The sequence below is a fragment of the Rhodopila sp. genome (assembly GCF_035548095.1).
Classification (GTDB): domain Bacteria; phylum Pseudomonadota; class Alphaproteobacteria; order Acetobacterales; family Acetobacteraceae; genus Rhodopila.
Map to the genome: position 1 here is coordinate 1 of NZ_DASZUV010000020.1, position 25,407 is coordinate 25,407.

Genomic DNA, 25,407 nt, shown 5'->3' on the forward strand with positions numbered 1-25,407 from the left:
GCGGCCCGACGCGCCGTGCCCGCATGACGACGCCGATGGCCGCGATCTGCTCCACCCCGCGTTCCCCACCGCCCCGGCACACGCCGCCGCAGCAGAGCCCCGCACCGAGGCCGACGGCTCGGTCCACCGCCGGATGGCGGCGGCCACCGCGGTACACGCCGCCGCCTGAGGCCAGGCGGCATGGATGCCGGGTGGCGGTGGGCCGGCGGCCTACTCGTGCGCCAGCACCCAGTCGTTGACGAAGCTCGCCAGCCCGTTGGCACGGAACTCGCGGCGCAGCGCCGCCTCGTCGTAATCCTGGCGGACCCAGTCCAGGAAGGGCTTTCGCCCCTCGGCCTCACGCTGGTAGCGCAGAAAGAACGCGTCCAGCACGCCTGTCTTCGATTGCCGCACATGACCGAAGCGCCAGGATAGCTGCTTCAGCGCCTCGGCCGCCGTCCCGCCCTCGAACAGCACGATCAGCCCGGCGACCAGCCCGGCCCGGTCGGCGCCGGACTTGCAGTGCAGGATGGCCGGCGTCTGCATGGTCTGCCAGATCCCGTGCAGGCGCAGGATGCGGTCGCGATGCGGCGCGCCGCGGCTTTCGAACGCCATGTCATGGAATGCCAGCCCCAGCCTCGCCGCAGCCTCCCGCGACAGCGCGTCGGAGCCGCTGCGCGTCCGGCCGCGCAGGTTGATCAGCGTCTTCAGCCCCAGCTTCCGGGTCAACCGCGCCAGGCGCCGCGGCGTGGGATGGTTGCAGCGATAGACCTTGCCGGGGATCACCGGCGCCAGGTTGCTCCAGGCCAGGCGGAACACCGCATGATCGATGAAGAGCGAATCGATCCAGGCGACGACGCGGCCGCGCCTGGTGCTCAGATCACCCTTGAAGATGGAATCCATGCCGGTCTCAGGACCCACCGGCCGTCATGCCAGGACCCGGCCGGTCAGCCGCTCCAGCACGCGCAGCGGCGCGGTTTCGGGCGACGCCATGGCGCTGACCGGCAGGTAGAATGTCTGCTCCAGCGCGAAATGTCCGGCCATCGCGGCATGCGGTACCTGGTCGGTGAACACCATCCAGGTGGTGCCCGCCGGGAAGGACCAGGGCAGCGCGGGCGCGCGGCTTTGGTACGCCTCGTCCAGCTTCATCGTGTCATGCAGGGCCAGCATCAGCTGGTCGTACCCGCTGCGCACGCCTTTTGTCAGCCCCAGCATCGCATACAGCCGAGCGCGCGCCGCGGTCGGGGTCGGCAGGGAAGGCAGAAAGCGCGCGGCGAGGCTGGCGAACGGCTCGCCCACCCGCCATGCCCGCGCCTTGCCGTCGGGGGCGATGTTGGCGAACAGCCGCAGGATGCGATCGCCATGCAGCGGCCGGGTCGGAAAGGCATCGATGTGCAACCTCCGGTCATCCTTGCGTGGCGAATAGGATCGTCCGGCGATCTCGGCGGGGCGGAAACTGGTGCGGCCGGCACGTAGAGCGGCGCCGTACGGCGCCAGCAGGCCGCGTGCGAGAGAGTCCGCCTGGAACGCAAAGCGGCGCATCAGCGCCTCCAACGGCGCGGGCACAGCCGCGGCGCCGCCGATCTTGCCGGTGGCCCGGTCGAGAGAGATGTTCTTGCGCCTGCCGCTCAACAGATCCGCGGACAGCACCGACAGCTCGGCGGGCTCCGCGGCAAAGGCCAGAGCCGGCAGCACGATCACACGCCCGGCTTCCAACGCCGAGACGGCGGTCTGAACAATCTGCGGCCCGAACGGACCGGTCCAGCCGGTGACGGGAAGTTCGGTGACCACCTGGTCGGGTTGCATCATGCCTGTCCGTTTGCGGAATGGCTTTCCTTACCGGGTCCGTCGCAGGCCGGAAAGGGGAGTCTGGTCCTGGCCGGCATGCTGCGGCATGGCCAACCGCCGCGACGGCGTTGCGCGGCTTTCCGATGGTCCCGGCCGCGCGGGAAGCCAGGCACCGCCCGGTGTCGCCACCGCGGCGCGGTGTGGACGGCCGCGGCCGCCTGCCCCATCGGGTGGCAACCACGCGGCGCCGGGCATATCCTGATTGCCACTTGCGCCGATTGCCACTTGCGCCGAGAGCCTGTCCTTCTTCTATGCTGCGGCGCAGCATATATGGGAAGCCATGTCGGTCCCTCGCCTCCACTCCGTCGGCCGTTTCGATCCGGCCAGCCTGTTCAACCCGAAATCGGTCGCCGTCCTGGGCGCCGACAGTGAGGCTGGATCGCAGCTCCTCGCGAACCTGGCCCTGGGCGGCTTCAAGGGAGACATCCACGTGCCGCGCGCGGTGGCCGATCTCCCGGCCAATACGTCGCTGACGGTGCTGGCGTTGCCGGAGGATGAGATCGGCCCGGCCATGCAGCTCATGGCCGGCCGCAACTGCCACGCGGCGATCGTGCCCGGCCCGTGCGCGGCCCTGCGGGATCACGCGGACCGGACCGGGGTCCGCGCGCTGGGGGCCCATTCTTTCGGGCTGGTGGTGCCACGCCATGGCCTGAATGCCGCGCGCACCCATGTCCAGCCCCCGTCGGGCCGGCTTGGCCTGATTTCCCAGTCCGGCGCGCTGACCCGAGCGGTGATCGACTGGGCGGGGCCGAACGGCATCGGGTTCAGCCATATCGTCGGGCTGGGCGGCAACAACGATATCGGCTTCGGCATCACGCTGGACTGGCTGTCGCGCGATCCCGGCACCGGCGCGATCCTGCTTGACATCCGGCGGATCAAGGACCCGCGCATGTTCCTGTCCGCCGCCCGCGCCGCGGCGCGCATCCGGCCAGTGGTGGCGATCCGGGCGGGGCTGCGCTTGCTGGATGAGGACGGGTCCGCCGACCGCGCCTTCGACGCGGCCCTGCGCCGGGCCGGCGTGCTGTGCGTCACCCATATGGAAGACCTGCTGGCGGCGGCCGAGACGCTGACCCGGGTGAAGCCGATCCGCCGCGATTCCGTCGCCATCGTATCCAATGCCATCGGCCCGGCCCGGCTGGCCGCCGATACCGTGCTGCGCCACGGCCTGTGCCTGGTGAAGGACCCGGCGCTGGACCACGGCATCCTGCACGTGCCGTCGGAGCGGCTGGCGGCGTGGGCGCACGAGATGGCCGGCCGCGACGGCCTGGGCGCCGTGCTGGTGGTGCACGCGCCGATGGGGCCGCCGGACACCGCCACGATCGCCGCCCTGTGTGAGAAGCGGCCACCGCCCAAGGCCGCCATGCTGTATTGCATCATGGGCGAGACCACCGGCGCGGCGCATCGCCAGCAGGCGGGCGCGGCCGGCCTGGCGGTATTCGACACCCCCACCCAGGCCGTCGCCGGCTTTGCGCATCTGGTGCACGACCGCCGTAACCGCGAGGCGGCTCGGGAGCTGCCCGGCAGCGCGGTGCTGGCGCTCGCCCCCGATCAGCGCTGGGTGCGGCGCATCTTCCGGGGCCTGCGCGACCGCGACCGCCTGGTGCTGACCCAGGACGAGGCGATGGACGTGCTGACCGCCTATGGCATCCCGGTGGTGCCGACCCGGTTCGCCGCCACGCCCGAGGACGCGGTCACCGCCGCCGACCTGCTGGGCTATCCGGTGGTGGTGAAGCGGCGCTCGACGCAGCGGCCGGCGGAACGCCACCATGGCGGGATGGCCTTCGACCTGCCCGACAGCGCCGCGACCCTGCAGGCGGCGCGCGTGCTGGCCGGACGCGACTCCGCCAGCCTGCTGGTGCAGCGCCAGGTCGGACGGGCACGCGAGCTGGCGGTCGGTGTGGCTGATGACATGACCTTCGGTCCGATCATCAGCGCCGGCGCCGGCGGCACGCTGCCATCCGGCCACGACGTCGCCGCCGACCTGCCGCCGCTGAACCTGCCACTGGCCAACGCCCTGCTGCGGCGTTGCCAGGCCGGGGCATCGCTGGCGCGGGCGTTGCGCGACCGCCCGGCCGCCGATGGCGGCGCCATGGCCGAGGTACTGGTGCGCGTCAGCCAGCTGATCGTCGACTTCCCCGAGATCGAGGCGCTGGATATCCCGTCCATCTTCGTCGACGATGACGGCGTCGCGGTGGCCGACGCCTGGCTGAAGCTGCGCCCCGCCACGGCGCACGGGAGCGGCCTGGCCATCGCCCCCTACCCGACCGAGCTGGTCACCCATCGCGTGTTCGGCGGCGAGGCCATCACGATCCGCCCGATTCGCCCCGAGGACGCCGAACAACACAAGGCCTTCTTCCAGCGCCTGTCGCCCGAGGACATCCGCTACCGCTTCTTCAGCGCCGTCCGCGAATTATCGCCGGAGCAGATGGCGAGGCTGACCCAGGTCGATTACGACCGGGAGATGGCGTTCATCGCCAAGCGCGACGCCAACGACGACACGCTGGGAGTGGCGCGGCTGGTCATCGAGGCCGACGGGCAGAGCGGCGAATTCGCGGTGATCGTCCAGCCCGACATGAAGGGGCGCGGCCTCGCCCGCGAGCTGATGCTGCGGCTGATCGACTGGGCGCGGTCGCGCGGCCTGGCCGAGATTGTCGGCCAGGTGCTGGCCGACAATCCGGCCATGCTGGCCTTCGTCCGCCGGCTGGGCTTCACCGTGCGCCGGATGGAGGACGAGCCGGATGTCATGGAGGTGCGGCTCGCGACGTAAGCCGCGCGCCGCCACCCATGACGTGCCCAATGACGTATCCAATGACGTATCGGGGGCGATTGGCTCCGCCGCTGTGGCAGGATCGTGGGCGAACATGTTGAATTGAGACGCGGGGGGCGGCGATACCGCGGAGGAATTGAAACCGCTGGTTGCTTGCCTCCCGACCATGTTCGACGCATACCCCGGTCGGGGGAACTCAGGAGATCGCTATGCCAGCCATTCGACGGCTCGCGGTGATCGCTGCCTGCGCCGCTGGGGTCGCCCTGCCGGCCTGGGCGCAGACGCCGCCACCGGGTGACAGTAAAGTGTCGTTCCAGTCGGGACTGATCCAGCGGAAACCGAAGGCCGGTCCTCCTGACGTGCCCGCGCCGCCGCAGGCCTGGCCGCGGCTGGATCCGGGCGCCGTGCTGTGCAAGACCGAGGATGACCTGGACCGGCTGGCCGCCCGTAATGCCGGCGAGTCCTCCGGCGGACCGGTGGATTGCCGGATTCTTCAGAACACCACGGCGATCACGATTTTGAACCGGTTCGGCCCGGGCAAGTCCGAGGTCAAGCTGACCAGCGGCCAGGTCGGCACGGTCGGGTGGACGAACACCTGGCTGCCGGAAAGCCCGCCGGGGATCAAGCGGACGGCGGCGCGGCCGCAATAACGGCGCCGCGCGCGGCGCCGTTGGAACGAGGCCGGGGCCGCCTGCCCCGAGCCATGGCCCCTTGGCCATAAGCCCTTGGCCCATAATCCTTTGGCCCATGACCTCTTGCCGGTAACCCTCGCCATGTCCCGCGGCCCATCGCTCTCGCGGCTCGTCATGCCTGGGCGGGGCGGGTCAGTGCCGCGTGACGTGATGTGGCCAGTCCTTGATCGAGGTGCGCCAGTGGATGCGATCCTGCTCCGGCGGGTAGTCGCCCGCCGCCTTGTGATAGGAACAGCGATTATCCCAGATCACCACGTCGCCGACATGCCATCGATGACGATATTCGGCGTCGGGCTGGATCATCAGCGCCGTCAGCTCCTCGATCAGCGCATCGCTGTCGGACGGGGTGAAGCCCTCGATCGCCAGGATTTTTCCGGGATCGAAATACAATGACTTGCGCCCCGTCTCGGGATGCGTGCGGATGATCCTGTGCCTGGCCGGCGGCCGGTCCCGATCCTCGGGGTTCAGCAGGGCGTTGTTCTTCCTGCGCCCGCCATAGGTGAAGGCGCCGATGGCGCCGTCCAGCCGTTCCTTCAGTCGTTGCGGCATCGCCGCATAGGCGGCGTAGCCGCTGGCGAACAGCGTGTCGCCGCCGCGATCGGGGATGGCGACGCCGAACAGCTGCGTCGCCTTGAACGGGACTTCGTCATAGGCGCCATCGGTGTGCCAGCCTTCGGCGCCGCGGCGATAGATCGCCTGGTTCAAGCTGCCATCCGGGTTGAACTTGTTGACGCCAAGCATGGTGATTTCCGGAATCTCCGGATGTCTCGTGCTTTTCGACGGGTGCGGCGACACCGGTCCGAAGCGGCGGCTATGTGCCAGGAACGCCTGCAGCGTCAGCTCCTGCCCGGTCACCACCATCACATTGGCATCCAGCCACGCCTTGTAGATGGTGTCGAACATGGCGTCATCGATCGTGCGGAGATCGATGCCCGACACCTCCACGCCGATATGGGGACCCAGCTTGCGGATCTGCACCATCGTCCTGCCCTCCCGGTTTCCCGGAAGCGTTCACCCGAGCGGCGGCGCTGTCAAACCTCCAGCCATTCCTGCCGGATTCGCGGGTTGGCGGCGAGTTCATCAGGGGTGCCTTCGAACACGATCTGGCCGTGCCCCATGACATAGAGGCGATGGCAGATCTTCAGCGCGATCGTCAGCTTCTGCTCGACCAGCAGGATCGCCACGCCGCGGCTGGCGATTTCCGCAAGCAGCACGCCCACCTGCTCGACCAGCAGCGGTGCCAGCCCCTCGGTCGGCTCATCGATCAGGATCAGGTCCGGATCGCCCATCAGCGTGCGGCACATGGTCAGCATCTGCTGCTCGCCGCCCGACAGCACGCCGGCGGGATTGTTCTGGCGCGCGGCCAGGTTGGGGAACAGCCGGAAGACGTCATCGAAGGTCCAGCGGCCGAACCTGTTGGCCCGTTTCAGGCCGAGTTCCAGGTTCTGCCGGACGGTCAGGGTGGGAAACACCTGCCGATCCTCGGGCACATAGCCGATCCCCGCCCTGGCCACGAGGTCGGTGCGCAGGCCGGCGAGGTCCTTGCCCCGATACAAGACCTGCCCCACCGGTTCGACCAGGCCCATGATCGCCTTGCACATGGTGGAGCGGCCGACACCGTTGCGCCCCAGCAGGGAAACGATCTCGCCGTCCTCGACGTCTATATTGACGCCATGCAGGATGTGGCTCTGCCCGTAATAGGCGTGGAGGTCGCGGACTTGCAGCATCAGCCTTCCAGCGCTCCCAGATAGGCTTCCTGCACCGCCCGGCTCGCCCGCACCTCGGCCGGCCGGCCCGAGGCGATCACCTGGCCATAGACCAGCACGGTGATCGCGTCGGCGAGGTCGAACACCACCTTCATGTCGTGCTCCACCATCAGCAGCGTCTTGCCCTCCGTCACCCGGCGGATCAGCGCCATGGCATAATCCGTTTCGGTGTTGCTCATGCCGGCGGTGGGTTCGTCCAGCAGGACCACGCTGGCGCCGCCGGCGATGGTCATGCCGATCTCCAGCGCCCGCTGCTCTGCATAGGACAGCAGCCCGGCCGGGATGTTGCGCCGGTCGTGCAGGTTCAGCTCCACCAGCAGCCGCTCCGCTTCCTCATTCAGCGCCGTCTGCCGGCCCAGCGGCGACCAGAAGGAATATTTGTAACCCCGGCTCCACAGCAGCGAGCAGCGCAGGTTCTCGAACACCGACAGCCGGTGGAAGATCGAGGTGATCTGGAAGCTGCGCGACAGCCCCATGCGGTTGATCCGATGTGGCGGAAGCGTATCGATCCGCCGTCCCTTCAAATGGATCTCCCCCGTGGTGATGGGGAAGCGGCCGCTGATCAGGTTGAAGCACGTGGTCTTGCCCGCGCCGTTTGGACCGATAATGCAATGACGCTCGCCCTCCGCGATGTCGAGCGTGACGCCACGGATGATCTCGGTCGGGCCGAAGCTCTTGCGCACGTCGCGCAATGACAGGGCGGGCGTCACCGGTTTGGCCTCAGATCGGCGATCAGGTCCTCCCAGACACGGTGAAAATGCCCGGCCTCGAATTTCAGCCAGACGGCACCGATCAGCAGGCTGCCGCCCGACAATGCCCATGGCAGCGCTGCCTGGACATCGATCTGGCTGCCGAACAGGACCAGCTTCTTGCCCTGCGCCGCACCGATGGTCAGGAACGACAGCAGCTCCACCATGCCGACGAAGCCCAGGACCAGGGCGATGCCGGGCAGCACCAGCCGGGCATAGGGTACGATCAGCCCGCGCAGCCGGCCGGCCCGCCGGATCGGGCCATGCGCCACGATCATCCCGGCCAGGCCGGTGGGCGCATAGATCACCATCGCAATGAACAGCACGCCCACATAGATCAGCCAGGAATTCGACAGCAGGCTGACGCCGCTTTGCAGCACGGTGATCAGGATTGCCCCCAGGATCGGACCGCCGAACACCGCCGTGCCGCCGATATAGGCCATCAGCAGCGCGTTCGCCGACAATGGCGCGGCGAGCGAGTCGAAGGTGACGATCTCATAGGTGATGGCGTACAGGCCGCCGCCGATCCCGGCGAAGAATCCGGCCAGGGTGAATTGCAGGAAGCGCACCATGCGCGGGTCATACCCCATGAACTGTGCGCGCTCGTAATTGTCGCGCGTGGCATTGGCCATGCGGCCCAGCGGGGTCTGGGTCAGGAAATACATCAGCGCGATGGCGATCACGGTCCAGGCCAGGATCAGGTAATAGACCTGCAGTCCGGAGGCATAGGACAGGCCGAACAGGCTGTTGTCGATCATCCGGTCGGTGCTGACGCCGCCCTCGCCGCCGAAGAAGTGATGGAACATCAGCGCCGATGTGGCCATCAGCTCACCGATGCCAAAGGTGATCATGGCGAAGGCGGTGGCGCGCTGCCGAGCGGCGATGGAGCCGAAGACGGCGGCGAGGGCGAGGCCGGCGCAGCCGGCCAGCGGCGGCATCAGCTCCATCGGCACCGGGAAGCCGTCCTTTCCCGCGGCATCCAGCAGGTGCACCATGGCGTAGCCGCCAATGCCGAAAAACGTCGCGTGGCACAGCGAGAACAGGCCCGCCTGTCCCAGCAGCATGTTGTACGACAAGGCCAGGATGACCATCATGCCCATCTGGCTCAGCATGGAGATCATGAAGCCGGACTGCCGATGATGCACCCAGTCGTAGAACACCCATGGCATGGCGGCCGCGACGGCGATCAGCACAAGCAGAACCAGGATCCAGCGCGCCTTCATGTGTCGCGGGTCCCCATCAGGCCGCGCGGCCGCACCGCCAGGATGGCCACCATCATCACCAGGGGCAGCAGCGCGCCGATCCGGGCCACCGGGACCGTGAGGACCTCGGTCAGCAGCGTGTCGCCGCTGATCGCGATGCCCAGCGGCCTCACCAGGTCGGCGAAGGACCAGTCGATGACGACGGCGAAGGTCTGGATCATTCCCATGATGATGGAGGCGATGAAACAACCGGCCAGCGAGCCGAGGCCGCCGAACACGACGACGACGAAGACGATCGGCCCCATGGCGTCGGCCATGCCCGGCTCGGTGGTCTGGTAGTTGCCGCCGATCACGCCCGCGAGGCCGGCCAGCAGGCAGCCGCCGGCGAAGACCGTGGTGAACACCACCGGCACGTTATGGCCCAGGGCGCCGACCATGCCCGGATGCGTCAGGGAGGCCTGGATGATCAGTCCCACCCGCGTCTTCTTCAGCAGCAGCCAGGTGCCCAGCAGCATCAGCGCCGATACCAGCAGCATGAACCCGCGATAGGCCGGGAAATTCGCGCCGTACAGCGTGAATAGCGGGAAATCCAGCAGCGGCGGCACGCGATACGCCATCGGCAGCATGCCCCATGTCATCTGCACCGCCCGGCCGATGATGAAGACGAGGCCGAAGGTGAACAGCAGCTCCGCGATATGGCCGTTGTGATGCACGCGGCGCAGGCCCCAGACCTCGATCGCCGCGCCGATCAGCCCGCACAGCAGCGGCGCGACGATCAGCGCCGGGAAGAAGCCGATCCATTCGCTGATCTGATAGGCGAAGTAGGCACCCAGCATGTAGATGCTGGCGTGGGCGAAGTTCAGCACGCCCATCATGCTGAAGATCAGGGTCAATCCGCTGGCCAGCATGAACAGCAGCATGCCGTAGACCAGCCCGTTCAGCAGCGAGATGACGAAGACCTCCATGCGCCGGGATCTCCGTCAGACCGTCTCGGGGCGCGTCATGCTCGGACCGGTCCGGTCCAGGCATGACGCATCGGCAACCGTTGCGGCACGCGACGGGCACATTGCGGCCTCCGATAAGCGGTGTCGCGACGGCGTCAGGAGGCCGGCCGCTTCATCTTGCACGTGGTCGGCAATGTCAGGTCCTTGCTGGTGGCAATGAAGTCGGTCTTCCAGCCGAACCCGGTCTTTTCGGAGTCGAACTTGACGCCCTTGGTGAAGGTCGCGGCGTAGAACGGCATCAGAAGCTGGTGATCCTGTTTCCGCATCTCCACCGGCGAACCGACGAGATCGGTCGCCTGCATGCCCTCCAGCGCCAGCGCCACCTTCAGCGGATCCGTGGACCCGGCCTTGTCGATGGCGCGGGACAGCATCTGGAACATGGTCAGGAACGGCACTTCCGAGAAATCGGTCTCATGGTTGGCACGCCAGGCCTCGACGAAGGCCAGGGCCTCGGGCTTGTTCAGCTCGACCGGCACGTTCGGATGGAACTCGGTGATCGTCGACAGCCGGTTTTCCCCCGCCGCGCCGATTGCGGTCGGGCCGCCGATCAGGTGCGCCAGATAGGTGTCGAAACGGACATCCAGCCCGGCATCCACCCCCGCCTTGATCAGCAGGTTCAGGTCCCGGTTATAGTTGCCGGTGATGACCGACTGCGCGCCCGACGCCCTGATCTTTTCGATATAGGACGAGAAATCCTGCACCTTGCCGAAGGGCATCAGCTCATCGCCGACGATCTCGATATCCGGGCGGAGCTCCTTGAGGTATTTGCGCGTGTCATGCTGGATGGACTGGCCGAACAGGTAGTCCTGGTTCAGCAGATAGACCTTCTTGACGGTTGACGGCAGCGCCTTGACCCGCGCGGCGGCCCGCATCTCCACATTGCCGCTGAAGCGGAACTGCCAGAAATCGCATTTCTCATTGGTCAACTCGGTGGCCAGCGCGCCGCAGTTGAGATACAGGACCCGGTGGTCGGGATTGCGGGCGTTGTTCTTCGCCACGCCTTCCACCAGCGCCGAGCCGACATTCGATCCGGTGCAGGACATCACGAACGGGATATTCTGGTCGACCGCGGATTTCAGCGCGATCAGCGCTTCCGCCGGTTGCAGCTTGTCGTCGAACGGCACGAGCTCGAACGTGCGGCCCAGCGCGCCGCCATCGGCGTTCACCTTCTGCAGGATATAGGCGAACACCTTCAGGAATTCGTCGCCCCCCGAGGCGAACGGTCCCGAGAACGGATCGATATAGGCAACCTTGATCGTGTCGGCGGCCATGGCCGGGCGCAGGCCCAAGGCGGCCGCGGCCATGACAACTGTCACACAGGCATATCGGATCAGGCGCTTCATGTTTCCCCCCGGCCGCAGCCGCGTGGCGGCTGCTTGTTTGATAAAGCATGATGGGGTCGGATTGACCCGTCACGCTTTATCAACTCCTTGATTCAAGGGCGCGATTCTCGCCTTCCCACCGCCGGCTTCAGGCGACCGCGCTCTGCCGAGACACTAGGCATCGGCGTGCCGGCAAGTCAATCCGACGCGCCGGCCGTTCAGGCCGGCCCGGGTTGACGGAACCGATGTACCGAACCACCGATGTACCGAACCAATGTATCGGCGCTGGCGCGCCGACGGGACCCCGGCGGGACCAATGTACCGGCGCTGGCACGCCGGCGGGACCGATGCACCGGCGCTCGCGCGCCGGCCGGTTCAGACACCGCGTATATACAGAAACGGCACTTCCGTCGTGACAGGGCGGCAGCGCGGCACGGCACCATGCCCGCGATGTCCGGGCACGGCGGCCGTCACGGATGTTACTTCTTGCGGAACGTCTTGTGGCAGGCGCCACACGCCTCGCCCACCGCCTTGGTGGCCGCGGCGACGCCGGCCTCATCCCCCGCCTTCGCCGCGTCGGCGAGCTTGAGGGCGGCGGCGCTGAAATCATCGGCCGCCTTCTTGAAGCCGGCCGCGTCCGACCAGATGGCCGGCAGGGCCTTGGTGTCGCCCTGGTCGCTGCCCGGCGGGAACAGCGACGGTATCAACTTGCCCCATTCCGCCATGCCGCGTGCCGGCCCCTCGATGGGCTTCACATCCAGCTTGTTGGCGACGATGGTGCGCGCCAGCGTAAAGGAGCCGGAATTCAGGTCGAAGATCGTCTTCCGCAGGGTGACCGGATCAGGTGTCTGGGCCTGGACCTGTGCCGCCGCGCCAGCCACCAGCAGCACCGCGGCCGGTATCGCAATCCTGTGCAATCTCACTGAGAAATCCCCCCGCTTGGCATCACGTCTTGGCATCATGTTTCGGCGGCTCTGCGTCACGTCAGACCCTCCGATTGCTCGTTAGCAGATCGGCGCGCCCCGCGACAGACTGGAACTTTGACGAAAAAGGACTTTGATTGGGGCATGGTTACGCCGTCCCACGCGACCCGATCCACCTCGGCCCACACCCCCTCCATCCGGTCCCTTGCCGTGTTCTGCGGTTCCCGGGTCGGCAATAACCCGGCCTATACCGAAGCCGGGCGCGCGCTTGGCGCCGGCCTGGCGGTGGCCGGCATCCGCCTGGTCTATGGCGGCGGCCGCATCGGCATCATGGGCGTGATCGCCGACGCGGTGCTGCAGGCCGGCGGCACCGTCCTGGGCGTGATCCCGGATTTCCTGAAGCAGTGGGAGGTCGAGCATCAGGGCGTCCAGAAGATGATCGTCACCGATTCGATGCACGAGCGGAAGACGCGGCTGTATGAAGAATCGGATGCGTTCCTGACGATGCCCGGCGGGCTGGGCACGTTCGATGAGACGTTCGAAATCATCACCTGGCGGCAGTTGCGCCTGCACGACAAGCCGATCCTGCTGTGCAACGTCGAAGGCTGGGCCGATCCGCTGATCGCCATGCTGGAGAATGCGATCGGCGACGGCTTCGCCGCCGCTTCGGCGCGGGCGCTGGTGGAGGTGCTGGATGACGTGCCCGCGGTGATGGAGCGCCTGGCGAGTCTGCCGCGGGTCCAGAACGGGTCGGCGGCACGGCTGTGATCCGCCGGCCTGCCGGCCGCCGACGTCACACCCGTTCGCTGATGGCGATCGCCGCTCTGCAACCGGCCTTGATCAGCCCGGTCAGCAGCCGGTAGGCCGGCGCCTGCTCCGCCCCGTTCTCCAGGCCGATGTCGCGATGTTCCAGCTCTTCCCGCCGGAAGGTCTCCAGCGTCTCCCGCAGGTCGGGCGCCACCTCGTCGGTCTCCTCGATCTGCCGGGCGTAATGGGCATCGATGGTTTCCTCCACCGCCACGGTGCAGGCCATCGCCGCCTTCGCCCCCATCGCGGCGGTCACCGCGCCCAGCGCGAAGCCGGCCAGGTGCCAGAACGGCAGCAGCGCGGTGGGCCGCACCCGCCGTTCCACGATCAGCGTGTTGAACGTGTCCAGGTGCACCTGCTCCTGCGCCTCCATGTGGCGCAACAGGTCGCCCTTCGGTCCCCGCCCCAGCACCGCCAGCTGGCCGGTATAGATGCGGGCGGCGCCGTATTCGCCGGCCTGATCGACACGGATCATGCGTTCGGCACGCCGGCGCACCGAAAGATCACCAGGCAGGTTCGGCATATTCCGCATCAGTGGTAGCGCCGCCTTTCGCGCAGGGAGAGTCCGAGGCCCACGGCAAACGCCAGGGCAAACACCATGTTCGCCGCCGCCACCGAGACCGGCACGCCAGGAAGCAGGAAGGTCGGGTCATCGCACGGCTTTGCCGGACGGTCCGGCATCGAGGCCAGGCGGTCGGCGATCGAGCCGCCCTGGAAACGGGGTGCCGCGCATTCCGGCAGCGGACTGGGCCACCAGCCGAACTCGACCCCGACATGCACGAAGCCGACGGCGGCATCGAACAGCAGCGCCACCACCGCCAGCGCCAGCAGCACCCGCGCCGGCCGTCGCGGCAGAATGGCGGCGACGAGACCCAGCACGATGACGATCCGGTATGGCCAGCGCTCCAGCAGACACAGGGCGCAAGGCACCAGCCCGCCCCAATCCTCCAGCACATAGGCGAAACCAAGCGCCAGCGCGCCCAGCAGGGCCGCGGTCAGGGCGATCGGGCGCGTCGAGGGGCGGCGGCGCATGTACGCGATGTGCGCCCACGGCGCGGCGGTGGCAAGATCTCATCACGTGGCAGCTTGCGAATGACGGTGAACACGGGAACCATGCCGCCGCGCAACGGCGGCATCGGGAAGGGCCAGGGCATGGGCGGCAGTCAGCAACGCATCGTCTGGGGACGCGCGTCATCCAGCAACGTGATGAAGGTGCTGTGGGCACTGGGGGAACTCGACCTGCCGTTCGAGCGGATCGATGTCGGCGGCGCGTTCGGCCAGACCGATACGGCGTCCTATCGCGCGATGAACCCCACCGGGCTGGTGCCCACGCTGCAGGAGGCCGATTTCACCCTGTGGGAAAGCAACGCCATCGTGCGCTACCTGGGGTCGGTCCATGCCGGCGGCGGCGCGCTGTGGCCGGCGGAACCGCAGGCGCGCGCCCATATCGATCGCTGGATGGACGCGCAGCAGACCCTGCTGAACCGGCCGATGAGCCAGGTATTCTGGGGCCTGGTGCGCACGCCGGCGGACCAGCGCGACATGCCGGCGATCGCCGCCGCCATCGCGGATACCGCCAAGGCCTGGCGCTATATCGAGCCGCGGCTGGAACGCCATGCGTTCATCGCCGGGCCGGATTTCACCCTGTGCGACATTCCATGGGGCGTCCACGCGCATCGCTGGTTCAACATCGACTATCTCGGCCTGAACCGTCCGGAGCTGCCGGCGCTGCGCGCCTGGTACGACCGGCTGTGCCAGCGCCCGGCCTATCGGCAGCACATCGTCGGCTGCCCGATCACCTGAACCGCCCGTCTCCTCACGCGCCAAGGTCCCATCCCCAAGGTCCCATCCCCAAGGTCCCATTCGATGAGCACCATCCGCTATGCGCAGGAACCCGCGTTGTCGGCCGACGAATTCATCGCCGTGCTGCAGGCCTCCGGCCTGGCGGAGCGGCGGCCGGTGGCCGATCGCCCGCGCATCGAGCGCATGCTGGCCCATGCCACCCTGATCGTCACCGCCAGGGACGAGTCCGGCCGGCTGGTGGGGGTGTCCCGCGCGCTGACCGACCATGCCTATTGCTGCTACCTGTCGGACCTGGCGGTGGACAGGGCATGCCAGGGCCAGGGCATCGGCCGCCGGCTGATCGCCGAGACGCGACGGCTCGCCGGGCCGGAAACGATGTGCCTGCTGCTGTCGGCGCCGGACGCGATGCCGTTCTACCGCGCCATCGGCATGCCGCAGCCGGACAACGCGTTCATGTTCAAGCGGGAGCGGTAGCAGGCGGCAGCCCATCCGGCGCGCCCCCTGGCATCGTCGCGCCCCCGGCGGACATCGTCGCGCCGGCCGTCGTCATCCGGCCGCCGTCATCCGGACGTCGTCATCCGGACGTCGTCATCCGGTCTGGGGATCGGTGCCCGTGGTGTCGGCGGCCGGGCGGATATCCACCATCAGGTCGTTGCCCAGGGTTTCCAGCCCGGTGCGGACCGCGTCGATCGAGGCGGCGGTCGGCGCGCGCAGCCGCGCCACCGCGCGGAACAGCGTGCCGCCGGAGAACGAGGCATCCTCCACATGCGTCGCCAGTTCCTCGATGTTCACGCCGCTGCCGGCCAGGATGGCGGTGACGTCCCGGACGATGCCGGGCCGGTCGTTGCCAACGACCTCCAGCGCCAGCGCCTCACCCGACCGGACGGTCGGCGCTTCAGCGCCCACCAGCTGGCCGGCGATGCGCAGCCCCTCGCGCTCCAGCGCCGGCAGATCGTCCAGCAGGGATTCCGGCGCCTCCACCCGCACGATGCCGGCGAACTGGCCGGCCAGGCGCGCCATCCGGCTTTCCAGCCAGCTGCCGCCGCGCGCCGCCACGGCGTGGGACAGCATGTTGACGAGGCCGGGCCGGTCGGGACCCACCACGGTCAGGATCAGCGATGCCATGCGCGGCCTCCTGCCTGCTCAGCCGACCTGCACCAGCTGGCCGGTCACGCCGCTGGCGGCGCCGGACAGCAGGAACAGCATGGTCTCGGCCACCTGCTCCGGCGTGACCCAGCGCGTGGTATCGGCGTCCGGCATCGCGGCCCGGTTCTGCGGCGTATCGATGGTCGTCGGCATCACCGCGTTGACCCGGATATGCTCCGACCGCAGCTCATCGGCGAGACTTTCGGTCAGGCGCAGCACCGCCGCCTTGGTCGCCGCATAGGGCGCCATCTGCGCGCCGCCCTTCAGCCCGGCGACGCTGCCGACACCGACCAGGGCGCCGCCGCCACGCGCCCGCAGCGCCGGCACCGCGGCCTGGTAGATAGCCCAGGTGGTCTTCACGTTCAGAGCGAACATCCTGTCCCAGTCCGCCAGGCCGGTCTGATCCAGCGGCGCCATGGCAAAGCCGCCGACCGTGGTGACCACGCCATAGAGCCCGCCGAAGGACGCGGTGACCCGCGCGACCAGCGCGGCACAGGCCGCCGGGTCCAGCAGGTCGACCCCGGCGCAGGCCAGGTGCCTTTCGGCATGCGGCAGCGCAGCCACCGCCGCCTCCAGCCTGTCCTTCACCATGTCCACGGCAGCGACGCGGGCGCCCCGCTCGGCCAGCAGCCGTGCCGCCGCGCCGCCGACATTGCCGGCCGCGCCGGTAACGATGATGGGCAGATCGGTGAACATGAAACCCTCCCGCTCGCGTCGTGGCTCAGCAGCCCGCCCGGTCCGACATCACCGCCGCCGCCGGGCCGGGGCGGATGTCTGAACCGGGACACCCGGAACATTAGCCTGTCCTGCCTCCGCACCCTACGGATCGCCGCGCGGTTCGCGAAGGGGGCATGCTCCCGGCAACGCATTCCACCCATACGGGTTCGATGATTGTCATCCTGCCGGCGCCGTGCTTGGAGCCACGGCCTTGGAGGATTTCATCGCCATGTCCGAGTTCGTTTCTGGCCGCCATTTCCTGCACACGCCTGGACCGAGCAACGTGCCGGACCGGGTGCTGCGGGCGATGGACCGTAACGGCATCAACCATCGCGGGCCGGAATTCGGCGCGCTGGGCCGCGCCGTGATCGCCCAGATGCAGGAGGTATTCCAGACCCGGGGCATCATCGGCATCTATCCGTCCTCGGGCACCGGCGCGTGGGAGGCGGCCCTGGTCAACACGCTGGCGCCGGGCGACCGGGTGCTGGTGAACCGCACCGGCCAGTTCGCCCATCTCTGGGAACAGATGGCCCTGCGCTTCGGCCTGGACGTGGTTGCCCTGGAGACCGACTGGCGGCACGGCGCCGATCCCGCGGCGATCGAGCAGGTCCTGGAACAGGACCGGGAGCACCGGATCAAGGCGGTGTTCGTGGTGCATTCCGAAACCTCCACCAGCTGCATGTCCGACATTCCCGCCGTGCGCCAGGCGATGCACCAGCATCCGGCGATGCTGATGGTGGACGCCATCTCCTCGCTGGGCTGCTGCGAGTATCGGCATGACGACTGGGGCGTGGACGTCACGATCGCCGGCTCGCAGAAGGGCCTGATGGTGCCGCCGGGCCTGTCCTTCACCGCGATCAGCGACAAGGCACTGGCCGCCTCCCGCGCCGGCGGATCGCGCCGCAGCTACTGGGACTGGGAACCGCTGGTGACGGCGAACAAGACCGGCTTCTTCCCCTATACCCCGGCGATGTCGCTGCTGTTCGGCCTGCACGAAGCGATCCGCATGATGCAGGAGGAAGGTTTCCCGAGAGTCTTCGCCCGCCACGCCCGCTATGCGGAAGCGACGCGCCGCGCCGCCCATGGCTGGGGGCTGGAGCTGCAATGCGCCGATCCGGGCGCCTATGCGCCGGGCGTGACCGCGATCCGCGTGCCGGACGGCCACAGCGCCGACAAGCTGCGCGCGGTGATCCTGGAGCGCTACAACATGAGCCTGGGCAACGGGCTGGGCCGGATCGACGACAAGGTCTTCCGCATCGGCCATATGGGCGACCTGGGTGTGCTGTCGCTGACCGGCGCGCTGACCGGCGTGGAGATGGGCCTGCGGGCCGCCGGCATTCCGCACAAGGCCGGCGGGGTGCTGGCAGCGATGGCCTATCTGGCCTCGACGGACTGACCGCCGATCCGGCGGTAGGGCCGGTCTGGCCGCCGGTCCGGCGGTAGGGCCGGGACGACAGCGCGGCCGCGGTCAGACCGGCGGCTGGGTGACGGGCGTCGCCCGCGCGGCCTTCAGCAGCCAGTCCCGGAACAGCGTGATCTTCGGGCTGTCCGCCCTGCTGTCCAGGCTGACGACATAGTAGCCGGCGTCCTGCGGCAGCACCGTGTCGAACGGCACCGCGAGGCGGCCGGCGGCGATGTCGGCCGCGACCAGGTGGGTGCGGCCCAGCGCGACTCCCATCCCCTCCATCGCCGCCTGGATCGCCATGAACCACTGGTCGAACACCGGACCGCGGCGGGCGGCGGCGGTGGCCGGCAGGCCGGCGGCCGTCAGCCAGACCTGCCAGTCCTCCCGCGACGTCGTGGTGTGCAGCAGCGTGTGGTTGGCGAGGTCCGCCGGGCTGCGCAGCGGCGCCGGACCAGTCAGCAGCGACGGGTGGCAGACCGGAAACAGGTGCTCCGCCAGCAGCCAGTCGGCGCGCAGGCCCGGCCAGGACCCGCGCCCATAGCGGATGCCGATATCCACGTCCTCCCGCCGGAAATCCACCAGATGCGCGGATGTGGTCAGCCGCACCTCGATCGCCGGATGCGCTTCCTGGAAGGCGGCCACGTGTCCGACCAGCCACTTCGCCGCCAGCGAGGCGGTGGTGGTGACGGTCAGCACCCCCTCCTGATCCGCGCGGCGCAGCCGGTCCGTGGCTTTCCGCAGGTCGTCGAAGGCGGAGCGGATGGAGGGCAGATAGTCCCGCGCTTCCGCGGTCAGCGCCAGGGCACGGTTGCGGCGGATGAACAGCGTCAGGCCCAGCTGCTCCTCCAGCCGGCGGATCTGATGGCTGATCGCGGTCTGGGTGACGTTCAGCTCCGCCGCGGCCAACGTGAAGCTCATGTGCCTGGCGGCGGCCTCGAAGGCGCGCAGGCCGTTCAGGGAGGGCAACATCGCTCACGCGTATCATGAATTTATGTCATCTGAAAGCTGACAATTCGTCGTTTGCGGATACCCGCTACGAACCCAGTTCTGGTGCTGACCATCCAATCTGGAGGCACAGCATGGCTTTCTGCAGCCACGAATCCCTGACAATTTCTCAGGCAGCGACGATCCCTGCCCCACCCGGCCTGCTGACGCGGATGCAGCACCTGTTCGATGTCTGGACCGAGCGGCGGCGCGGGCGGGCGACGTTTGCCCGCATGTCCGAGCGCGATATCGAGGATACCGGCATCGCGCGTTGGGAGATCGAACGCGAACTCGCCCGGCCGTTCTGGCGGGACTGAAAGGCCCGGGCATGACGGGTCGGTCCGACCCTGCCATGCTCCGCTCCTCCCACGCTCCGCTCCTCCTTGCTTCCTCTTTGCTTCAAGGGCGCGATCCCCGCGTCGCGGCCGCCGGCTTCAAACGAGCACGTTCTAGTTCCGGAGACTCTGCAATGAATCATGTGGTTTCCCAGTTGGACCCCGATCTCGGCGCGCTGGCGCATGTGGAAGCGGCGCTGCACTACACCGCCGCTTCGGCGGAGCGGCCGTTCACCTATACCTTCGACCCGCCGGCCGGGACGAAACGGACCAACATCGTCCAGGATACTCGCCTGGTGCCGATCCACGATCTGCGGCCGATCGCCGGCACGCTGGAGCTGGACCGGGGGGGATTCGTGTTGCTGCACGCGCCGACGGCGATGGGGGATTTCGGCGACGAGGACGCGATCCGCCGCTACTACTACCCCGAGACCGAGCGGCTGATCGCCGAGGCGACCGGCGCCAGCCGGGTCTTCATCTTCGATCACACCGTGCGCCGCCGGGTGCATGGCGCGGAGGATCGCTCTGCCGGGACGCCGCGCCAGCCGGCGACGCGGGTCCATGTCGATCACACCGAGAAGTCGGGTGCCCAGCGGGTCCGCGACTTCTTCGGCGATGCGGCGGAGGAACTGCTGAAGGGCCGTGTGCAGGTGATCAACCTGTGGCGCCCGATCCGTGGCCCGCTGCGCGACGCGCCGCTGGCGTTGTGCGACACGCGGTCGGTCGGACCGGACGATCTGGTGGCGTCGGACCTGATCTACCGCGACCGTGTCGGCGAGATCTACAGCGTGCGGTTCAATCCGGCGCATCGCTGGTTCTACGTGCCGGAGATGCAGCGGGATGAAGCCCTGCTGCTGAAATGTTACGACTCCGCGACCGACGGACGGTCGCGCTTCATGCCGCACTCCGCGTTCGAGGACCCGACGGCGCCGGCCGATGTGCTGCCGCGCGAGAGCATCGAGATCCGGTCACTGGTGTTTCACCCGGCCGGATGAAGACCGCCGCGATGGCGGTGCATGATGCGCACGGTGGTGGCGCGCAAGGTGGCGGCCTGCGTTTTCCGGCAGGCCGCCCGCCCGCGCCGATGTCTCCGAGCTTGACGCCATCCGCCATATCGCCGACCTGATCGGCCAAGATGGACGCCCCGCACCGGGGCATTTTCGACGCTCCGGAGCAGGACGATGACATCCGCGACCCCGCGCTGGCCGGCGCACCTGCCCTTCTATTTCGGCTGGGTGATCATCGGCGTCGCCTTCGTCACCATGGCCATCGGGGTCACCGCGCGCACCGCCTTCTCCCTGCTGCTGCCGCCGCTGATCCAGGAGTTCGGGTGGGACCGCGGAGAGGTCGCGGGCGCCTTCTCCTTCGGGTTCCTCGTCTCGGCGTTCCTGAGCCCGATTGCCGGGCGGATGATGGACCGGCAGGGGCCCCGCGTGGTGATCCTGGCCGGCGTCGCGTTGATGTCGAGCGGGCTGCTGCTGGCACCGTGGATCGCCAGGCCGTGGCAGCTTTACCTGACACTGGGCGTGCTGGTCGGCTGCGGCACCAACCTGGCCGGCTACACGGTCCAGTCGCTGTATGTGCCGAACTGGTTCGTGCGGCGGCGCGGGCTGGCGATGGGGCTGGCGTTTTCTGGCGTCGGCATCGGGGCCGTGATCCTGCTGCCCTGGCTGCAATCGCTGATCGTGCAGCAAGGCTGGCGCGCGGCAAGTCACGCCATGGGCCTGCTGGCGCTGATCGTGCTGGCGCCGCTGAACCTGCTGGTCTGGCGCCGTCCGACGGATGTGGGCCTACTACCGGACGGTGTCCGCTCCATCGACGCGGCCCGGCCTGGCCGCGGCGCGGCCCATATCGTCGACCCCGCCTGGACCGGCATCGGCTGGACGCTGCGCCGCGCCATCCGCACCGGGCGGTTCTGGTGGCTGAGCCTGGGGTTCTGCATGGCGCTGTTCGTCTGGTACGGCGTGCAGGTCCACCAGACGAAATACCTGGTCGAGGTCGGGTTCAGCCCGCTTACCGCCGCCTGGGCACTGGGAATCGTCAGCCTGGTCGGCATTCCGGGCCAGATCGGCCTCGGCGCGCTGTCCGACCGTATCGGCCGCGAGGCGGTATGGGCCATCGCCTGCCTGGGCTTCGCCATCTGCTACGCCGCCCTGATCGCGCTGGAGCACACGCCGTCACCGGCGCTGCTCTACCTGATGGTGCTCGCCCAAGGCTGCCTGGGCTATGGCCTGACCTCGGTCATGGGGCCGATCGTGCTGGAGATCTTCGAAGGTCCCCATTACGGCTCCATCATGGGCACCATCAACATCGCCGCGATCTGCGGCGGAGCGCTCGGCCCCTGGGTGACCGGCCTGATCCACGACCGGACCGGCAGCTACCAAGTGGCGTTTCTGATCGCCATCCTGTGCTGCGCGGTCTCGGCCGCGTCGGTGTGGATGGCGTCGCCACGCAAGATACGGTCGGTGCCGGGACGCGCGCGGGTCGGCCGGTGACCGCCGGGCGATGGTTGCGCGCGCATTCCGTTTCTTTCCCCGTATGGTTGCACTCGGCTCGGCGCCCCGGCCGAGCCACCGGCTGCACGCCGCGGGCGCGACCAACGCCATGCCCAACGCCATGCCGCGGGTGCGCCGCCTGTGTCGGTCGACACAATACGATACATATCTTCCATTTTCGAGAAACAGTGCCACGGCTATGGTCCCGATCTCTAAAAAATAAACTATTCCAGGGAGTTCACGTGTGACCATCACCCGACGCCATATCCTTGGCTCCGCGGCTGCCCTTTCCAGCGTCCCCATCCTCCGCGCTCGGGCGGCGTCGCCTCCGACCATCAGCGTCGGCGTGCTGACCGACCTGTCCGGCACCTACCGCGACAATACCGGCCCGACCTCGATCGCCTGCGCGCAGCAGGCCATCGCCGAAATCGCCGCGCATTCGCCGGGATTCACCGTCGCGTTCCGGTCCGCCGACCATCAGAACAAACCGGATGTCGCCTCCTCCATCGCTCGGCAATGGTTCGATGAAGGGGTCGATGCGATCATCGATGTACCGACATCCTCGGTCGCGCTCGCGGTGTCCCAGATTGCCCGCGAGAAAGACAAGATCATGCTGAACGCCAGTGCCGCGGCGATGGAGATCACGGCCGATCAGTGCAGCCCCAATACGATCGTCTGGTGCTTCGATACATATGAAAAGGCGCATTCGACCGGCGGTGCCCTGATGAAGCAGGGCAAGACGAGCTGGGTGTTCGTCACCGCCGATTACGTCTTCGGTCATTCGCTCGCGGAACAGACCGCCGATGTGGTGCGCAAGGGAGGCGGCCAGGTGAAGGGCGACATCCGCTATCCGTTTCCCGAAACGACCGATTTTTCCGGCTTCCTGCAGCAGGCCGCCGCATCCGGCGCACAGGTGCTGGGCCTGGCGAACGCGGGGCTCGACACCGTCAACTGCATCAAGCAGGCTGACGAGTTCGGCTTGAACAAGACGATGACGATCGCGCCGCTGATCATGTTCCTGCAGGACGTGCATTCGGTGGGATTGAAGACCGCGCAGGGATTGATCACCAGCGAGCCGTTCTACTGGAACATGAACGATCGCACGCGTGCGTTCACCAAGCGTGTCCTGCCCCGGATCGGGACCAACAATTATCCCAGCCAGGCGCATGCCGCCGCCTATGCGATCACGCTGCATTATCTGAAGACAGTCCACGCGATGGGTGCGGCGAACGCGAAGAAAAGCGGGCGGGCCACCGTCGCGCGCATGAAAGGTCTGCCGACCGAGGACGACGCCTTCGGCAAGGGCGGCATCCGGGCCGACGGTCGCGGCGAGTTCCCGAGCTACCTGCTGCAGGTCAAGACGCCGGCGGAAAGCACCGGCGAATGGGACCTCTACAAGGTGATGGCCACCACCCCCGCGTCGGAGGTCCTGCATCCCTTGCTGGACAAGTGCAAGTTCCCCGTCTCATCGGCATAGCATGCCGGCCTGGCGCTGACCCTCGGTCACCGCGGCACGCGGCCAGGCAAGGCTCTGCCTGAGCTTGCAACGCCGGCAGGCATCAGGCGCTGAAAATCGATTTCAGTTCTTCCAGCGCCTGTGGATCCTCGATCGTCGGCGGCACCGGTGCGGTCTCGCCGTCGGCGATCCTGCGGATGGAGGCACGCAGGATCTTGCCCGACCTGGTCTTCGGCAGCCGCGAGACGACCCGGGCTTCCTTGAAGGCCGCCACCGGACCGATCCGTTCCCGCACCAGCGCCACCAACTCGGCCGTCACCTCGGCCTCCGGGCGGTCGACGCCGGCCTTCAGCACGACGAAACCCATCGGGGCCTGGCCTTTCAAGTCGTCCCTGGCGCCGATCACGGCGCATTCGGCGACATCCTTGTGGGAGGCCAGCACTTCCTCCATCGAGCCGGTGGACAGGCGATGGCCGGCGACGTTGATGATGTCGTCGGTCCGGCCCATCACCCAGACATCGCCATCCTCGTCCACCGTGCCGGCATCGCCGGTGCGATACCAGCCGGGGAAGTCGGACAGATAGGACCGTTTGTAACCTTCCGCGTTGTTCCACAGGGTCGGTCCGCAGCCGGGCGGCAGCGGCAGCTTCAGCGACAGATTGCCGGACGTGCCGCGCGGCAGCGGCTTGCCGTCATCATCCAGCGCATGCAGGTCATAGCCCGGGCAGGGCCGCCCGCCGGAACCGGGCTTGAACGGGAACAGGCCGAACTGGCGGAACCCGGCGGTGATCGGCCAGCCGGTCTCGGTCTGCCACCAATGGTCGACGACGGGCTTGCCCAGCAACGCATGCGCCCAGACGCCGGTGGGCGGGTCGCAGCGCTCGCCGGCCAGGTACAGCGCCTCGAACCCCGACAGGTCATAGTGTCGTGCCAGCTTGCCTTCCGGGTCCTGCTGCTTGATCGCGCGCATCGCGGTGGGCGCGGTGAACAGCACCTTCGCCTTGTGCTGGGCGATGACACGCCAGAAAGCGCCGGCATCCGGCGTGCCGACCGGCTTGCCCTCATACATGACGGAGGTGCATCCGCGCAGCAGCGGGCCATAGACGATGTAGGAATGCCCGACGACCCAGCCGACGTCAGAGGCGGTCCACCAGACGTCGCCGGCGTCGATGCCGTAGATCATCCGCATCGAGTTCCACAGCGCGACGGCATGGCCGCCATTGTCGCGCACCACGCCTTTCGGCTTGCCGGTCGTGCCGGATGTGTAAAGGATATACAGCGGATCGGTGGCCAGCACCGGCACGCAGCCATGCGGCGCGGCGGCCGACACGACCGCCTGAAAATCCAGGTCCCGCCCGGCGGTCATCGCTGCCTCGGCCTGCGGGCGCTGCAGCACGACGACGTTGGACGGCTTGTGCGCCGACATGGCGATCGCCGCATCCAGCAGCGGCTTGTATTTCACCACGCGCCCCGGCTCCAGCCCGCAGGAGGCGGTGACGACGACCTTGGGCTGCGCATCCTCGATCCGCGTCGCCAGCTCCGCCGCGGCGAAGCCGCCGAACACCACGGAGTGGATGGCGCCCAGCCGGGCGGAGGCGAGCATGGCAAAGGCGGCTTCGGGGACCATCGGCATGTAGATGACGACCCGGTCGCCCTTGCCGACGCCCAGTCCGGCCAGCGCGCCGGCCAGCTTCTCCACATGGCCCAGCATTTCGGCATAGGTGAACGCCTTCACCTGGCCGGTCATCGGGCTGTCGTAGATCAGCGCGGTCTGGCCGCCGCGTCCGGCTTCCACATGCCGGTCAAGGCAGTTGTGGCAGGTGTTCAGCTCCGCCCCGGCAAACCATTGGCCAAAGGCACCCAGCGACGGATCGAACACCCGATGCCAGCGTTTCGACCAGGTGATTCCCTCCGCCTCCCCGGCCCACCAGGCTTCGGGGTCCTTCCGCCAGGCGCCATAGGCCTCGTCATAGGATGTGAGGTCGGTCATCGGCTTGGGCTCCTCCC

25 protein-coding genes are annotated in these 25,407 nt (G+C 68.2%); 10 read left to right on the forward strand and 15 right to left on the reverse strand.

Annotated features, from left to right (window positions below; all coding sequences use genetic code 11):
- Positions 1–210: 210 nt before the first annotated feature.
- Positions 211–873 (reverse strand): protein tyrosine phosphatase, encoded by a 663-nt coding sequence (locus VHC04_RS14555; protein ID WP_325683064.1) that lies wholly within the window; start codon positions 871–873, stop codon positions 211–213.
- A gap of 33 nt (positions 874–906) precedes the next feature.
- Positions 907–1,788: a Kdo hydroxylase family protein gene (locus VHC04_RS14560; protein ID WP_325682475.1), complete on the reverse strand. Its 882-nt coding sequence runs from the start codon at positions 1,786–1,788 to the stop codon at positions 907–909.
- A 319-nt stretch (positions 1,789–2,107) separates the two neighbouring features.
- Between VHC04_RS14560 and VHC04_RS14565 the strand changes: the two genes are divergently transcribed.
- Both VHC04_RS14565 and VHC04_RS14570 read left to right on the forward strand, forming a co-directional pair.
- A complete protein-coding gene (locus VHC04_RS14565; RefSeq protein WP_325682478.1) occupies positions 2,108–4,594 on the forward strand; it encodes a GNAT family N-acetyltransferase in 2,487 nt (828 codons plus the stop codon).
- Between the two features lie 209 nt (positions 4,595–4,803).
- Positions 4,804–5,244 carry a hypothetical protein gene (locus VHC04_RS14570; protein WP_325682480.1) on the forward strand — a complete coding sequence of 147 codons (441 nt, stop codon included), beginning with the start codon at positions 4,804–4,806 and terminating at the stop codon, positions 5,242–5,244.
- A 174-nt stretch (positions 5,245–5,418) separates the two neighbouring features.
- Here the strand turns inward: VHC04_RS14570 and VHC04_RS14575 are convergent, their stop codons facing one another.
- The 7 genes from VHC04_RS14575 to VHC04_RS14605 form a co-directional block, all read right to left on the reverse strand.
- Positions 5,419–6,267 carry a TauD/TfdA dioxygenase family protein gene (locus VHC04_RS14575; protein ID WP_325682482.1) on the reverse strand — a complete coding sequence of 283 codons (849 nt, stop codon included), beginning with the start codon at positions 6,265–6,267 and terminating at the stop codon, positions 5,419–5,421.
- 50 nt (positions 6,268–6,317) lie between these two features.
- A complete protein-coding gene (locus VHC04_RS14580) occupies positions 6,318–7,013 on the reverse strand; it encodes an ABC transporter ATP-binding protein (RefSeq protein ID WP_325682484.1) in 696 nt (231 codons plus the stop codon).
- Positions 7,013–7,762 (reverse strand): ABC transporter ATP-binding protein, encoded by a 750-nt coding sequence (locus VHC04_RS14585; RefSeq protein WP_325682486.1) that lies wholly within the window; start codon positions 7,760–7,762, stop codon positions 7,013–7,015. The genes VHC04_RS14580 and VHC04_RS14585 overlap by 1 nt, the downstream gene beginning before the upstream one ends.
- Positions 7,759–9,024, reverse strand: a complete 1,266-nt coding sequence (locus VHC04_RS14590; RefSeq protein WP_325682488.1) for a branched-chain amino acid ABC transporter permease — start codon at positions 9,022–9,024, stop codon at positions 7,759–7,761. Before VHC04_RS14590 ends, VHC04_RS14585 begins: the two co-directional genes overlap by 4 nt.
- Positions 9,021–9,968 (reverse strand): branched-chain amino acid ABC transporter permease, encoded by a 948-nt coding sequence (locus VHC04_RS14595; RefSeq protein WP_325682490.1) that lies wholly within the window; start codon positions 9,966–9,968, stop codon positions 9,021–9,023. Before VHC04_RS14595 ends, VHC04_RS14590 begins: the two co-directional genes overlap by 4 nt.
- Before the next feature lie 134 nt (positions 9,969–10,102).
- Positions 10,103–11,350: a branched-chain amino acid ABC transporter substrate-binding protein gene (locus VHC04_RS14600; protein ID WP_325682492.1), complete on the reverse strand. Its 1,248-nt coding sequence runs from the start codon at positions 11,348–11,350 to the stop codon at positions 10,103–10,105.
- A 458-nt stretch (positions 11,351–11,808) separates the two neighbouring features.
- Entirely contained in the window at positions 11,809–12,252 is a 444-nt protein-coding gene (locus VHC04_RS14605) for a c-type cytochrome (protein ID WP_325682494.1), read from the reverse strand.
- A gap of 144 nt (positions 12,253–12,396) precedes the next feature.
- Between VHC04_RS14605 and VHC04_RS14610 the strand changes: the two genes are divergently transcribed.
- A complete protein-coding gene (locus VHC04_RS14610; RefSeq protein ID WP_325682496.1) occupies positions 12,397–13,020 on the forward strand; it encodes a TIGR00730 family Rossman fold protein in 624 nt (207 codons plus the stop codon).
- Positions 13,021–13,045: 25 nt separating this feature from the next.
- Here the strand turns inward: VHC04_RS14610 and VHC04_RS14615 are convergent, their stop codons facing one another.
- The gene (locus VHC04_RS14615; RefSeq protein ID WP_413789120.1) at positions 13,046–13,582 is read right to left on the reverse strand and encodes a demethoxyubiquinone hydroxylase family protein; all 537 of its coding nucleotides are present in this window, start codon (positions 13,580–13,582) and stop codon (positions 13,046–13,048) included.
- Positions 13,583–13,590: 8 nt separating this feature from the next.
- On the reverse strand, positions 13,591–14,091 hold the full coding sequence (locus VHC04_RS14620; RefSeq protein WP_325682500.1) for a disulfide bond formation protein B: 501 nt from the start codon (positions 14,089–14,091) through the stop codon (positions 13,591–13,593).
- Positions 14,092–14,151: 60 nt separating this feature from the next.
- On the opposite strand from VHC04_RS14620, the gene VHC04_RS14625 reads away from it, so the two are divergent.
- Together VHC04_RS14625 and VHC04_RS14630 are read left to right on the forward strand one after the other, a co-directional pair.
- Positions 14,152–14,862, forward strand: coding sequence for a glutathione S-transferase family protein (locus VHC04_RS14625; RefSeq protein ID WP_325682502.1), 711 nt, complete (start codon positions 14,152–14,154; stop codon positions 14,860–14,862).
- A 63-nt stretch (positions 14,863–14,925) separates the two neighbouring features.
- Complete coding sequence (locus VHC04_RS14630; RefSeq protein ID WP_325682504.1) at positions 14,926–15,336, forward strand: GNAT family N-acetyltransferase; 411 nt, start codon at positions 14,926–14,928, stop codon at positions 15,334–15,336.
- Between the two features lie 114 nt (positions 15,337–15,450).
- Here VHC04_RS14630 and VHC04_RS14635 read toward each other — a convergent pair whose 3' ends face one another.
- Entirely contained in the window at positions 15,451–15,987 is a 537-nt protein-coding gene (locus VHC04_RS14635) for a glycine cleavage system protein R (protein ID WP_325682506.1), read from the reverse strand.
- An 18-nt stretch (positions 15,988–16,005) separates the two neighbouring features.
- Positions 16,006–16,704 carry an SDR family oxidoreductase gene (locus tag VHC04_RS14640; RefSeq protein WP_325682508.1) on the reverse strand — a complete coding sequence of 233 codons (699 nt, stop codon included), beginning with the start codon at positions 16,702–16,704 and terminating at the stop codon, positions 16,006–16,008.
- A gap of 250 nt (positions 16,705–16,954) precedes the next feature.
- Between VHC04_RS14640 and VHC04_RS14645 the strand changes: the two genes are divergently transcribed.
- Positions 16,955–18,121 (forward strand): pyridoxal-phosphate-dependent aminotransferase family protein, encoded by a 1,167-nt coding sequence (locus VHC04_RS14645; protein ID WP_325682509.1) that lies wholly within the window; start codon positions 16,955–16,957, stop codon positions 18,119–18,121.
- 72 nt (positions 18,122–18,193) lie between these two features.
- On the opposite strand, the gene VHC04_RS14650 is transcribed toward VHC04_RS14645, so the two are convergent.
- On the reverse strand, positions 18,194–19,099 hold the full coding sequence (locus tag VHC04_RS14650) for a transcriptional regulator GcvA (RefSeq protein ID WP_325682511.1): 906 nt from the start codon (positions 19,097–19,099) through the stop codon (positions 18,194–18,196).
- Positions 19,100–19,209: 110 nt separating this feature from the next.
- Between VHC04_RS14650 and VHC04_RS14655 the strand changes: the two genes are divergently transcribed.
- The 4 genes from VHC04_RS14655 (at position 19,210) to VHC04_RS14670 (ending at position 23,421) form a co-directional block, all read left to right on the forward strand.
- On the forward strand, positions 19,210–19,431 hold the full coding sequence (locus VHC04_RS14655) for a DUF1127 domain-containing protein (RefSeq protein ID WP_325682513.1): 222 nt from the start codon (positions 19,210–19,212) through the stop codon (positions 19,429–19,431).
- Positions 19,432–19,583: 152 nt separating this feature from the next.
- Positions 19,584–20,444, forward strand: a complete 861-nt coding sequence (locus tag VHC04_RS14660; protein WP_325682515.1) for a CmcJ/NvfI family oxidoreductase — start codon at positions 19,584–19,586, stop codon at positions 20,442–20,444.
- Between the two features lie 186 nt (positions 20,445–20,630).
- On the forward strand, positions 20,631–21,944 hold the full coding sequence (locus VHC04_RS14665; RefSeq protein ID WP_325682517.1) for an MFS transporter: 1,314 nt from the start codon (positions 20,631–20,633) through the stop codon (positions 21,942–21,944).
- Positions 21,945–22,188: 244 nt separating this feature from the next.
- Positions 22,189–23,421, forward strand: coding sequence for an ABC transporter substrate-binding protein (locus tag VHC04_RS14670; protein WP_325682519.1), 1,233 nt, complete (start codon positions 22,189–22,191; stop codon positions 23,419–23,421).
- 82 nt (positions 23,422–23,503) lie between these two features.
- On the opposite strand, the gene VHC04_RS14675 is transcribed toward VHC04_RS14670, so the two are convergent.
- Positions 23,504–25,390 (reverse strand): AMP-binding protein, encoded by a 1,887-nt coding sequence (locus VHC04_RS14675; protein WP_325682521.1) that lies wholly within the window; start codon positions 25,388–25,390, stop codon positions 23,504–23,506.
- Positions 25,391–25,407 lie beyond the last annotated feature (17 nt).